This is a genomic window from Arthrobacter oryzae, from assembly GCF_031454875.1.
Classification (GTDB): domain Bacteria; phylum Actinomycetota; class Actinomycetes; order Actinomycetales; family Micrococcaceae; genus Arthrobacter; species Arthrobacter oryzae_D.
Genome location: NZ_JAVDRQ010000005.1, coordinates 333,394 through 346,027 on the forward strand (window position 1 = coordinate 333,394; position 12,634 = coordinate 346,027).

General features: G+C 66.4%; 10 protein-coding genes and 2 tRNA genes. 9 read left to right on the forward strand and 3 right to left on the reverse strand.

Annotation, left to right across the window (positions count from 1 at the left end; all coding sequences use genetic code 11):
- Positions 1–36: 36 nt before the first annotated feature.
- The 4 genes from J2805_RS11510 to J2805_RS11525 all read left to right on the forward strand — a co-directional run bounded on the left by J2805_RS11510 (position 37) and on the right by J2805_RS11525 (position 4,107).
- A complete protein-coding gene (locus J2805_RS11510) occupies positions 37–819 on the forward strand; it encodes an MBL fold metallo-hydrolase (protein ID WP_309976188.1) in 783 nt (260 codons plus the stop codon).
- Between the two features lie 128 nt (positions 820–947).
- Complete coding sequence (locus J2805_RS11515; RefSeq protein WP_309976190.1) at positions 948–1,724, forward strand: fumarylacetoacetate hydrolase family protein; 777 nt, start codon at positions 948–950, stop codon at positions 1,722–1,724.
- A 131-nt stretch (positions 1,725–1,855) separates the two neighbouring features.
- Positions 1,856–3,370: a glutamate--tRNA ligase gene (gltX, locus tag J2805_RS11520; protein ID WP_309976192.1), complete on the forward strand. Its 1,515-nt coding sequence runs from the start codon at positions 1,856–1,858 to the stop codon at positions 3,368–3,370.
- Positions 3,370–4,107 carry an HAD family hydrolase gene (locus J2805_RS11525; RefSeq protein ID WP_309976193.1) on the forward strand — a complete coding sequence of 246 codons (738 nt, stop codon included), beginning with the start codon at positions 3,370–3,372 and terminating at the stop codon, positions 4,105–4,107. Before gltX ends, J2805_RS11525 begins: the two co-directional genes overlap by 1 nt.
- Positions 4,108–4,122: 15 nt before the next feature.
- Here the strand turns inward: J2805_RS11525 and J2805_RS11530 are convergent, their stop codons facing one another.
- A complete protein-coding gene (locus tag J2805_RS11530; protein WP_309976195.1) occupies positions 4,123–5,511 on the reverse strand; it encodes a hypothetical protein in 1,389 nt (462 codons plus the stop codon).
- 343 nt (positions 5,512–5,854) lie between these two features.
- On the opposite strand from J2805_RS11530, the gene J2805_RS11535 reads away from it, so the two are divergent.
- The 4 genes from J2805_RS11535 to J2805_RS11550 all read left to right on the forward strand — a co-directional run bounded on the left by J2805_RS11535 (position 5,855) and on the right by J2805_RS11550 (position 9,703).
- Positions 5,855–5,926, forward strand: a tRNA-Gln gene (locus tag J2805_RS11535).
- A 127-nt stretch (positions 5,927–6,053) separates the two neighbouring features.
- A tRNA-Glu gene (locus J2805_RS11540) sits at positions 6,054–6,129 on the forward strand.
- Positions 6,130–6,305: 176 nt separating this feature from the next.
- Positions 6,306–8,087 carry a dynamin family protein gene (locus tag J2805_RS11545; protein WP_309976196.1) on the forward strand — a complete coding sequence of 594 codons (1,782 nt, stop codon included), beginning with the start codon at positions 6,306–6,308 and terminating at the stop codon, positions 8,085–8,087.
- Positions 8,084–9,703: a GTPase gene (locus tag J2805_RS11550; protein WP_309976198.1), complete on the forward strand. Its 1,620-nt coding sequence runs from the start codon at positions 8,084–8,086 to the stop codon at positions 9,701–9,703. The genes J2805_RS11545 and J2805_RS11550 overlap by 4 nt, the downstream gene beginning before the upstream one ends.
- On the opposite strand, the gene J2805_RS11555 is transcribed toward J2805_RS11550, so the two are convergent.
- Complete coding sequence (locus J2805_RS11555) at positions 9,700–10,245, reverse strand: DUF1697 domain-containing protein (RefSeq protein ID WP_309976200.1); 546 nt, start codon at positions 10,243–10,245, stop codon at positions 9,700–9,702. The genes J2805_RS11550 and J2805_RS11555 overlap by 4 nt on opposite strands.
- A gap of 82 nt (positions 10,246–10,327) precedes the next feature.
- Entirely contained in the window at positions 10,328–11,047 is a 720-nt protein-coding gene (locus J2805_RS11560; RefSeq protein ID WP_011692361.1) for an IclR family transcriptional regulator, read from the reverse strand.
- Positions 11,048–11,159: 112 nt separating this feature from the next.
- Between J2805_RS11560 and leuC the strand changes: the two genes are divergently transcribed.
- The gene (leuC, locus tag J2805_RS11565) at positions 11,160–12,614 is read left to right on the forward strand and encodes a 3-isopropylmalate dehydratase large subunit (protein ID WP_309976203.1); all 1,455 of its coding nucleotides are present in this window, start codon (positions 11,160–11,162) and stop codon (positions 12,612–12,614) included.
- The last annotated feature ends 20 nt before the right edge of the window (positions 12,615–12,634 follow it).

The following is a 12,634-nucleotide window of genomic DNA, read 5'->3' on the forward strand; positions in this document are numbered from 1 at the left end:
CCGGTCCTGTTGGAGCAGAAATGCGAAGATGGAGACGTGAATCCCGCATCCTCCGCTTCGATTCTTCCCGCCAGCGACCTGGCGCGTTTCCGGCTGGCACCGAATCCCGGGCCTATGAGCCTGGACGGCACCAATTCGTATTTGCTGGGCGTCCCGGGGTCCGGGAGCGCCGTGGTGGTGGACCCCGGGCCGTTGGATGAAGGGCATCTCGGTGAGCTGGCCGCTGAGGGTCGGGTGGAACTCATCCTCGTCACGCACCGTCACGCGGACCACTCGGCCGCCGCCGCATACTTCCATGAACTCACGGGAGCACCGGTCCGCGCCGCGGACGCCTGCCACTGTCACGGAGGTCAACCGCTTACAGACGGTGAGGCCATTCTCGCTGCGGGGATCGAGCTGCGCGTCATTGCCGCCCCCGGCCACACCTCGGATTCCGTATGCTTCCACCTGCCCGCAGACGGCCCGAACGGTTCGGTGCTGACGGGGGACACCATTCTGGGACGCGGCACCACGGTGCTGGACTTTCCTGACGGCAAACTGGGCGACTACCTGGCAACCCTGGACAGGCTCGAGGAGCTTGGACCGGCCACCGTCCTGCCCGGGCACGGACCCGTGCTTCCCGCGCTGGATGCCGTAGTCCGTTCGTACCGGGAACACCGCCACGAACGGCTCGGACAGATCCGTGCAGCACTGGGCGACCTGGGGGCCGGTGCAGGTGTGCATGAAATCACGGACGCCGTCTACTCGGACATCGATCCCGCCGTGCGCCGGGCTGCGGAGAACTCAGTGGCTGCACAGCTGGAGTTCCTCCGCGGCTGAGCAGGCGGTGGCAGCGCCGGCGGGGGTGTGCTGAGGTGCCGATGGGGTCCTGCTGCGGTGCCCGTGCGGATCCCGGTTCGGCATCGCCCTCGCCGGGACGACTGAGCGGAGACTGTACGCTAGGAACCATGCGTATTGCCCGTTTTGTAGCTGATTCCGATCCCCTCTACGGCGTTGTTGAAGGCGAGCCCGGCAGTGAGGAAGTCACTGTCATCAAGGGTGACCCCTTCTTTAACGGCGTTGAACGCAGCACCGTCAAGTACAAGCTGGAGGATGTGCGGCTGCTGGCCCCCATCATCCCGCGCAGCAAAGTTGTGGGCGTCGGAAGAAACTTCGTTGAGCACGCCAAGGAACTGGGCAACGACGTGCCGCAGCAGCCACTCCTGTTCCTGAAGCCGAACACGTCGGTCGTAGGACCCAACGATCCCGTTGTGCTGCCGGAATTCTCGGACGAGGTGTCCTTCGAGGCTGAGCTGTGCGTGGTTATCGGAAGGATCTGCAAGGACGTTCCCGAGGACCGCGTCGACGACGTCATCTTTGGTTACACCTGCGGCAACGACCTGACCGCCCGTGACGTCCAGAAGACGGACCTGCAGTGGGCGCGTGCCAAGGGCTTTGACACCTCTGCTCCGCTGGGCCCGTGGATCGAGACCGAACTGGATACTGAGGACCTCCGGATCCAGGGACGGCTCAACGGTGAACTTCGCCAGGACGGCAGCACCAGCCAGATGATCCGGGGCGTGCGCGAACTCGTCTCCGTCGTGTCGCAGGCCTTCACGCTACTTCCTGGCGACGTGATCATGACCGGCACGCCGGCAGGGGTGGGCCTGGTCGCGGCCGGTGACCGCTTTGAGGTCGAGATCGAAGGCATCGGACGCCTCTCCAACCCGATCGTCCGGCGCTAGCCACTAAACCGCACTGATGCGGGCAGCCGTCCCGGGAATCCCCGGGACGGCTTTTCCGTATCTGCAGCGCATCCGGCGGCGGATCGGTGGCGGGCCGGCGCCCCCGGGCAGGCGGTAAAGTTGGAGTCACTATGACTACTCCTTCTGTGTCCAACGCCGTCTCCAGCCCTGCCGTCACCCCCGAAACCCCGGTCCGGGTGCGCTTTTGCCCGTCGCCCACCGGTACCCCGCACGTGGGCCTGATCCGGACGGCGCTGTTCAACTGGGCCTACGCCCGGCACACCCAGGGAACTTTCGTCTTCCGTATCGAGGACACGGATGCGGCACGCGACTCCGAAGAAAGCTACGAGCAGCTGCTTGAGGCCCTGAAATGGCTGGGCATCTCCTGGGAAGAAGGCGTGGAAACGGGTGGCCCGCACGAGCCCTACCGCCAGTCACAGCGTCTGGATCTCTACAAGGACGTGGTGGCCAAGCTCCTGGCGGCCGGCTACGCCTACGAGTGCTACTCCTCACCGGACGAAGTGGAGGCGCGTCACCGCGCCGCAGGCCGCGACCCCAAGCTCGGCTACGACAACTTCGACCGAAACCTCAGTGCCGAGCAGGTTGCCGCTTTCAAAGCCGAGGGCCGCGAACCCGTGCTCCGGGTCCGCATGCCTGACGAGGACGTCACGTTCACCGACATGGTCCGCGGCGAAATCACGTTCAAGGCCGGCAGTATCCCGGACTACGTGATTGTCCGCGCTGACGGTTCCCCGCTCTACACCCTGGTCAACCCGGTTGATGACGCCCTGATGGGAATCACCCACGTGCTGCGCGGCGAGGACCTGCTCTCCTCCACCCCCCGCCAGGTGGTGCTGATCCGCGCGCTCATGGACATTGGTGTCGCCAGCTACATGCCCGTGTTCGGACACCTTCCCTACGTCATGGGCGAGGGCAACAAGAAGCTCTCCAAGCGCGATCCGCAGTCCAACCTGTTCCTGCTCCGGGACCGCGGCTTCATCCCCGAGGGCCTGCTCAACTACCTCTCGCTGCTGGGCTGGAGCCTGTCCGCCGATGAGGATATTTTCACGGTGGAACAGCTCATCGAGAACTTCGACGTCCACGACGTCCTGGCTAACCCGGCGCGCTTCGACATCAAGAAGGCCGAGGCCATCAACGGGACCCACATCCGGATGCTCGCAGCGGACGACTTCAGGGGCCGCCTGGTCCCGTACCTGCACGCAGCAAACCTGGTGGGGGACACCCTGACCGCGCGCGAGGAGGAGATCCTCGCGGAGGCCGCCCCGCTGATCCAGGAGCGGATTGCACTGCTGGGCGAAGCGCCCGAGATGATTTCCTTCCTGTTCAAGAACGACGACGCCATCGACGTGGCGGACGATGCCCGCAAGGGGCTGCCGGAAAACCTCGCCGAGGTCCTGGACGCCGCGATCGCTGCGCTGGACGCCGTCACGGACTGGAACGCCGAGAACATCCAGACGGCGCTGAAGCAGGCCCTGGTCGAGGATCTGGGCATGAAGCCGAGGCTGGCCTTCGGTCCCGTCCGCACGGCCGTCTCCGGGCGGCGGATTTCCCCGCCGCTCTTTGAATCCATGGTCATCCTGGGCAAGGCCTCGTCGCTGGCCCGCCTGCGCGCTTTCCGCGGCTGATGACTGCCATGCGCGGTGACGGCGGCGGTGTCCTGCACACGGGTTTTGGTGTCATCAGGGGTGTGCTGTTCGATATCGACGACACCCTGGTGGACCTTGAATTTGCTATGACCACCGCGCTGCGTGACGTCAGCGAACACCTCCTGCCCGGCCTGGACCAGGCCGGGTGGGAGAAGTTCGGGCGGATTTTCACGCATGAGACCACACATTTCTACGACCGCTACCTTGCCGGCGAGCTGACCTTCAACGAGCAGCGGCTGCTCCGCGGCCGGGCCGCCCTGGGCCACTTCGGCGTGGAGCTCGAGGAGGGTGAGGAGTCGCATGCCTGGGTTACGTCGTACGCTGCCCTGCAGCACGGCTACGTCCGCGCGTTCGAGGACGTTGCGCCGGTCCTGGATGCCCTTGACGCCGCCGGGATTCCCTACGGCGCCGTGAGCAACAATGTCCACGACTACCAACGCGTGAAGCTCGATACCGCGGGGTTGCAGCGCATCAGGGTCCTGGTGGGAACGGACACGGTGGGGGTGCCCAAACCGGATCCTGCCATTTACCTTGAGGGGGTCCGCCTCCTGGGCAGCAGTGCGGCCGAGACGCTCTATGTGGGTGATAACCGGCTGCTTGACGCGGAAGGTTCGACGGCGGCTGGCCTGCTGGGCGTCTGGCTGAACCGCACCGGTGAAACCGAGTCTGCTTTCGCCGGTCATCAGATAGGTTCGCTGGCGGACCTGCTGGGCTAGGGCCGGCGGCCGGCATTAGGCGGATGCCCCACGCGGCCGACTTTTGCGCAACGCCACAAAGACGCCAACGGAACCGAGTCCAAGCGCCCCCACCATGCCGACGGCCGTTCCGGCGTCGGGCTGCCCCGCCATGTCCGACGGGGAGACCGCTGCAGCGCTCGAGTGCAGCGTGTCCGTCCCAGCCGCCACCTTCGCGTTCCCTTCCGCCAGCTTGCCGGCCCCTGCGGCCAGCTGCGTCGACCCGGAGGCGAGCTTGTTGTTGCCCTCCGCGAGTGCGGAGGCTCCGGCGGCCAGGACCTCGGAGCCGCTGAGCAGCCCGGGGTTGGCGGGATCACCAGGGTGGCCCTGGATGCCGGTATTCAGGGCCACAGTCCCGGCGGCAAGCCGGGCGGAGCCTTCGGTCATCCCGGCACTCGCCCTGAGCAGGCCCGGGCGTTCGGGGTTTCCGGGCACGCCGTCCATCCCCACCCTGAGTTTGGCGGTGCCGTCTGCCAGGAGCTGCGTGCCGAGGACAATCCCGGGGTTCGCCGGGTCCTGGCTGTTGAGCCTGCCGCTGAGGGTGGTGAAGCCGGCGGCCAGCTTGCCGGCACCCGCCTTCAATTCCCCGGTGCCTTCGTGGAGCCGTGAGGCGCCGGACTGGAGCTGTCCTGCTCCGGCGTCGAGCCTGTGGGCGCCAGCGGTGATTTGTGCAATTTTGTCCTTCACGAGGGACAGCGGCGCAAGCCCCCGGACGGGGTCTTCGGCGGCGGCCTGCAGCAGGTCAAGGGCCTGGGCCAGGGCAGCGGTGCCAGTACCCGCTTCCGGATTGCCGTTGGTCCCGCGGTAGCCTTTGAGCTGATCTGTCCCGGCAGCGAGCTGGCCTGCGCCTGCGTCCAGCCTGCCGGCACCGCCGGCGAGCTGTGTGGCGCCGTCGGCCAGATTGTTCTCCCCGGTGCCGCCGGGTGTAGGAGTCAGGGCTGCAGAGAGCTGCGCCGCTCCGGTGGCCAGTCTGCGGGCACCGTCATCAACTTTGTACACGCCGGGGGCGAGCTTGTTGCTGACGTCCGTTTCGATCCGGGCCGCTCCGGATGCCAGCCTTTCGGCCCCAGCCTGCAGCTGGTCCGCGCCGGGAGCGAGCCGCTTGCTGATGCCGGCATGGATCTTTTCGGCCCCAGCTGAGAGGTCTCCAGCGCCCGAGTCTGCCAGTGCAGCACCCTCGGACAATTTTGCGGCACCGACTTTGACCTGGTCGGCACCGGCCGAGGCCTGGCCTGCCCCGTCCTTGAGGCGGGCCGATCCGTCGGTAATGCGTCCGGTGACCATTGTGTAAAAGCCCAACAGTGCAATGAGGAGCAAGGCAAGGATCGTTATGGCAACCTGTTGTGAACGGGTGCTCGGGGGAGCGGCGGCACGACTCTGTGGCACGGAAGATTCCTCTCGACGGTCCTGGCGGGAGCAGTGTCCCCTGGCGCTCCCGACCGTGACGCAGCTAACATGCTGGGCCGGGCTGAAAGCTGCCGGTCGGGCAGGGCGGAAACCCTTGGTTACTGGCTAGTAACTTACCGAGCGTAAACTTGCCTGGCCCGGATTTGCAAGGAATTTCTCGGCTGCGCGCCCAGTCGGGCGGTGTTTCAGCCGCCCCGCGTCCTCGCTGGCGGGGCGGGACGCCTCGATTTGTGCCAGCCAAAACTCTCGGGTAAAGTAATTACTCGTGCTGAGGCGCTCGGAGCGAAGGTTTAGACCTGATTCTCCGGCCCGAAAGCGTCATTGGGATATGGTGTAATTGGCAACACTACGGTTTCTGGTACCGTCATTCTAGGTTCGAGTCCTGGTATCCCAGCTCTGAATAAGCGGCACTTCGGTGCAGCGGATCAGGGTTTCAAGCCGGTTTAGCCGATTTGAAACACCGGCTCTGTGTGTGAAACAATCACTGAGCCTGATGGCAGAAATGCTATCCGGAAGTACGCGGCCCCATCGTATAGCGGCCTAGTACGCTGCCCTCTCACGGCGGTAACGCGGGTTCGAATCCCGCTGGGGTCACCATTGAAACGGTCCCGGGCAACAGCCCGGGGCCGTTTTGTTTTGCATGGTACCTTCCGCGACAAATCCCCGTCGAACGGTCCTTTCCCCCGGAGTCGCGAGGGGGAGTTGACTTCCCGGCGGGGATTTCCCGGCGGGATGCACACGCCGGACGGTAACCGAACTGGCATGATGAAGCTGTGACGTCCCCATCTGAGAGTTCGCCCCCGGGCGCTCCCGCTTCGAACTCACGGGCTGCTGCCGCCGTGGAACTGCTCGAAGCTGTTCGCGGCGATCTCTTCGCGGCCGAGCTGCCCCTCGCACTGCCGGGCGCGGACACCGCCCGACTCGATATCAGGAACGCGCTGTCGCAGCTCGATGACTACATCCTCCCGCGCTTCCGCAGCTTGGACGCTCCGCTGCTGGCGGTGGTGGGCGGATCCACCGGTGCCGGGAAATCCACCCTCGTCAATGCCCTGGTGGGCCACCCTGTCACGAGGGCGGGGGCTATCCGTCCAACCACGAGGCAGCCGATCCTCCTTCACAACCCGGCCGATGCCAGCTGGTTCGAAGACCAGCGTGTGCTGCCGAGCCTGAGCCGGGTCCGGGGTGTTGTGGTGGACACGCCGGTTCCAGCCAACCGTGCAGGGGCTGCACCGGATGCCGCCTCAACATCGTCCCTTGTGCTCGTGGGGCATCCTGCGGTGCCGGAAGGCATAGCGCTGCTGGATGCTCCGGACGTCGACTCAGTATCGGATGACAACCGGAAGCTCGCAGGCCAGTTGCTCGCGGCGGCCGACCTCTGGGTATTCGTCACGACAGCCAACCGCTATGCTGACGCCGTCCCCTGGAAGCTGCTGCTCGATGCCGCTGCCAGGGACATCATGGTGGCCGTGGTCCTGGACCGCGTGCCCCCTGCCGCTGAGGCGGAGGTGAGCACGGACCTGCGGGCGATGCTCCAGCAGGAGGGCCTCGGCGCAGCGCGGCTGTTCATTGTGCAGGAGGTTGCCCTTGACCGCCTCGGAATGCTGCCACCCCAAGCTGTGGAACCCCTGGGACGGTGGCTCCGCGAACTGGCGGAGGATGCGGCCGGGCGGGCTGAGATTGCCCGCCGGACGCTGAACGGCGCAGTGCGCACGCTCAGCGGGCGGGTCGCGGCCCTCGCCCGGGCTTCGCAGGAGCAGCAGCAGGCTGCGGAAGTGCTGGCCAGGGATGCCCGCACGGCCTATCAGGATGCTGCGGTGCGGATTTTGGAGGCCACCCGGGACGGAGCCCTCCTGCGCGGCGAAGTCCTTGCCAGGTGGCAGGACTTCGTGGGCACCGGCGAATTCTTCCGGGTCCTGGAACAAAACATTTGGCGCATGCGGGACCGCGTAGGTGCGTTTTTCCGGGGAGAGCCTGCCCCGGCGGTCAAGGTTGAAACAGCCATCGAAACCGGGCTGCAGGCCGTCATTATGGACGAGGCCGCCAATGCGGCCGAGGATGCCGACCAGCGCTGGCGCTCGGACCCTGCAGGCCGGCAATTGCTGGGCACCGATGACCTTTCCGGCACCAGCACCGGCTTCCCGGACAGGGTCGCGGCAGAGATCCGGGCGTGGCAGGCAGGGCTCATGGAGCTCATCCGCACCGAGGGGCAAGGCAAGCGCACACAGGCGCGGTGGCTTTCCTTTGGGGTTAACGGGCTCGGCGCCGCGCTCATGATCGTCGTTTTCTCCATGACTGCCGGACTCACGGGACTCGAGGTCGGTGTGGCCGGCGGTACCGCTATCGTGGGTCAACGGCTCCTGGAAGCCGTCTTCGGCGAGGATGCCGTGCGGCGCCTCGCAAGGACCGCGCGTGAGGACCTGCATTCTCGGTGCGACAAGTTGCTGCTGGAAGAACAACAGCGCTTCCTTGAACGGCTGGAGTTCAGCGCCGGCGTGTCGCCGGACGTGCTGGCCGGCCATGCCCGTGCCCTTCAGCGGCTGGCGGAGACCGCGTGAGTAGGCACAGCGGGACCAGGGAAGCCTCCCGGCTCCACACCCGGCTGGAAGCCCTGAACGACGCGCGGGAACTTGCCGGCGGAGTGCTTCCCGAAGAGTCGCTCGATGACGTGCTGCACGTCCTCGAGCGCGCCAGTTCGCGCCGGTCACTGTCCTCGGACCACACGGTGGTGGGGTTCTTCGGTGCCACGGGCAGCGGCAAGTCCTCGCTCTTCAACGCGGTCAGCGGCGCTGAGATCGCGACGGCGGCAGCCCGCCGTCCCACGACGTCGGAACCGTTGGCAGGCGTCTGGGGAACGGAGGGTAGCGAACCGCTGCTGGACTGGCTGGGGGTTAACCAGCGGCACCATGCCACAGCGGTGCCGGGATTCGCCGACGAGTCCACCGGCCTGATCCTGCTGGACCTTCCCGACTTCGACTCGACGAAGGCTGCCAACCGGGAAATTGTGCAGCGGATGGTGGGACTGGTGGATGTACTTGTGTGGGTGCTGGACCCTCAGAAATACGCGGATGCAGCAGTTCACAACGACTTCCTGGCGCCGCTGGCTTCGCACGGAGCCGTCACCCTGGTGGTCCTCAACCAGATTGACCTGCTTCCGCCGCCGGACGTCGCGCCCGTGCTGGAATCGCTCAAGGCTATTCTGGCCCGGGACGGGCTGGGGAAAGTCCAGGTCCTGGGCGCCTCGGCCCTGACGGGAACCGGCGTGGACAAGGTCCGTGCGGCAATCCGCCAGGTGGCGGTACAACGGCAGGCATTGTCCCAGCGGCTGGCGGCGGATGTTTCCAAGGCCTCGGCTCAGCTGGCGGCGGTCTCCGGAACCGGGGAAGCGGCAGGAGTCCGGGCCGGCACACGGACGCGCCTCGCAGCAGAGCTTGCAGAGGCCGCCAACGTTCCGCTCGTGGTTGATGCCGTGGCGCGGTCGTACCGGCATGAATCCACACGGCGCACCGGCTGGCCCCTTACCCGCTGGCTGATCCGGTTCCGCCCGGACCCGTTGCGGCGGCTGAACCTTCGCCGTGAAGGGGGCAACGCCGAGGTCAACAGAACATCGCTGCCGCCGGCGGGTGCGCCTGAACGCGCCAGGACGGATGCGGCCGTGCGGGAATTCGCGGACGCAGCCAGTATCGGTGCTCCAGGCCCGTGGCGGGCGGCTATCCGCGGCGCGGCACGCGAAGGACGGGAGCAGTTGCCGGACGCCCTGGACCAGGCCATCGCGGGCACCGAGCTGCTGGCCGGACGTAAATCGTGGTGGTGGGGCCTATTCAACGTCGTCCAGTGGCTGGCGCTTCTGGCAGCCCTGGGTGGGCTGGCCTGGCTTGGCGGCCTTGCAGGCCTCGGCTATCTCCAGCTGCCGGTTCCGGAAGTGCCCAGGGTGGAAGGGTGGCCTGTTCCCACCCTGATGATTGCCGGGGGAGTGGTGCTTGGCATTGTCCTGGCCATCGCCGCGAAATTCATCGCCGGCGCGGCCGCCGGACTGCGTGCCGCAGCGGCGCGGAAGAAGCTCAATGCGGCTGTGGCTGCGGTGGCGGACAGGCTCGTGGTTGAACCGGTGGAGGTCGAGGTCAGCAGGCTGAAGTCCTTTAACGCCGCCCTGAAGTCAGCGGAGCGAGACTAGCCGTCCTGCAGGGCCGTCGTTGCGTCGCGCACCTTGATCATGGTGCGAAGGTTGCGGGTGGTGGTGCTGGATTTGTAGCGGGCCTTGGATGAGAGCTTGCTGAACGGGCTGTCCAGGGTACCGCCGGCGGGCGCAAGCCATGCCATGGCCTCCGGACCCAGCCGGTGCTGCCGATTGCCGTCCAGCCCTTCACCCGCCTCGAACAGCTCGTCCAGCACGGCTTTGTCCGAACTGAGCGTGATGTAGGTGTGGGTCGCCCTGTCGTCGGCCGGGTAGGGGCACGCCTCGACGATATCGGCAACCCTGTCGGCGGTGAGCACCACAACCCAGGCGTCATAACCGAAGGCTTCACGCAGGCAGGCTTCAACGTCCTTCTTGACTGCTGCCGCACCGAGATCGCTGGCCAGTGCCACGTTGCCGCTTGCCAAAAGCGTCCTCACTCCCGTGAAGCCGCGCGACGCGAGGGCAGCTTTGAGGTCTGCCATTTTGATGTTGATGCCGCCCACATTGATGCCGCGGAGAAAGACCGCATAGCTGTTCATGGGCACAGCCTAGTGCCACGTGAGGTGGCGGGAGCGCCAAGTGTGGACCGCCGGCAGGCCGCGTCAGCAGGACGCTGCCGGTTCAGTCGTTGTTTTTGCGGAGTGCCTCGGTAAGAACCCGGGCAGCGTTGCAGACGACTTCGGCGTGCAGCCGGCCGGGCTGGCGCGTCAGGCGCTCGATCGGACCGGAAATTGAGACAGCGGCAATAACCCGTCCGGACGGACCCCGCACAGGTGCCGAAACGGAGGCGACCCCCGGCTCGCGTTCGCCGAGGCTCTGGCCCCAGCCCCGCCGTCGTACTCCCGCCAGGACAGTGGGTGTGAAGCGCGCTGCCTGCAGTCCTTCGAGGAGCCGGTCGTGATCCTCCCAAGCCAGCAGCACCTGGGCGGCCGAGCCGGCCTTCATGGAGAGCTGGGTGCCCACCGGAATGGTGTCCCGGAGGCCGATGGGCCGCTCCGCTGACGCTACGCACACACGCCAGTCACCCTGGCGGCGAAAGATCTGGGCGCTTTCGCCGGTGGCGTCGCGCAGCTGCATGAGCACCGGCCCGGCGGAAGCGATCAGCCGGTCCTCGCCAGCGGCGGAGGCGAGCTCCACGAGGCGGCTGCCCAGCACGAACCGGCCCTGGATGTCGCGGCTGACAAGCCGGTGGTGAACGAGGGCCAGGGCAAGCCTGTGCACAGTCGGCCGCGCCAGACCGGTGGCAGCCACCAGCTGCGCCAGAGTGGTGGGACCGGCCTCAAGCGCGTCAAGCACATGGGCCGCTTTATCGATGACACCGACTCCACTAGAATTGTCCATGTAATGATATTGCCGTCTCAATATCTGAGATGCAAATCATTTGGCTGGCGTATTACGCGGGCCTGCTGGTTCAGTGGATATAAACAGCCAACAGCAGTGAAGGGAGATGGCCATGGCAAAGACATTGGCCGAGAAAGTCTGGGACGCGCACGTGGTGCGCAAAGGCGACGGCGAAGGTGCCAACGCTCAGCCGGACCTTCTCTACATCGACCTCCACCTGGTGCATGAAGTCACGTCCCCGCAGGCCTTCGAGGGGCTCCGCCTGGCCGGCCGCCAACTGCGCCGCCCGGACCTCACCATCGCCACCGAGGACCACAACACCCCGACGCTGGACATCGATAAGCCTATCGCCGATCTCACCAGCCGGACGCAGATCCAGACCCTGCGCAACAACTGTGCGGAATTCGGCGTCCGCCTGCATTCCCTGGGCGACGCCGAGCAGGGCATCGTCCACGTGGTGGGGCCCCAGCTCGGGCTCACCCAGCCGGGCATGACCGTGGTCTGCGGCGACTCGCACACCTCCACGCACGGAGCCTTTGGCGCACTGGCCATGGGCATCGGCACCTCCGAGGTTGAACATGTCATGGCCACCCAGACGCTGTCCCTGAAGCCGTTCAAAACCATGGCGATCAACGTCGAGGGGACTCTCCGGCCCGGTGTTTCGGCGAAGGACATCATCCTGGCCGTCATCGCGAAGATCGGCACGGGCGGCGGGCAGGGCTACGTCCTGGAATACCGCGGTTCAGCCATCCGCGCGCTGTCCATGGAAGCCCGGATGACCATCTGCAACATGTCCATCGAAGCCGGTGCGCGCGCAGGCCTGGTTGCCCCGGACCAGACCACTTATGACTACATGTACGGACGCCCGCACGCGCCGCAGGGCGCGGAGTGGGACGCCGCCGTCGAATACTGGAACACCCTGCGCTCGGAAGACGACGCGACGTTCGACGTCGAGGTGGACCTGGACGCCGACACCCTGGAACCCTTTGTGACATGGGGTACCAACCCCGGCCAGGGCGTTTCGCTGTCCTCGAAGGTTCCCTCGCCTGAGGACTTCGGTGATGAAAACGCCAAGGCAGCGGCCGAACGGGCGCTGCAGTACATGGGACTGGAAGCCGGAACGCCGATGAAGGAGATCCGGGTGGACACAGTCTTCCTGGGCTCCTGCACCAACTCCCGGATGGAAGACCTGCGCGCCGCCGCGGACATCATTCGCGGCCGCACCAAGGACCCGAACATCCGGATGCTCGTTGTACCGGGATCCGCGCGGGTCCGGCTGGAAGCGGAAGCGGAAGGCCTGGACAAGGTCTTCAAGGACTTCGGTGCCGAATGGCGCTTCGCGGGCTGCTCCATGTGCCTGGGCATGAACCCCGACCAGTTGGAGCCGGGCGAACGCTGCGCCTCCACGTCCAACCGCAACTTTGAAGGACGCCAGGGCAAGGGCGGACGCACGCACCTCGTCTCACCGGTCGTGGCAGCAGCGACGGCGGTCCGCGGCACGCTGAGTTCCCCGTCGGACCTTGACCCCGCACCGGAGTCCGCCGCCCTCCGCACCAGCGCCGCCTAGATAACGCCGACCAGTCGACG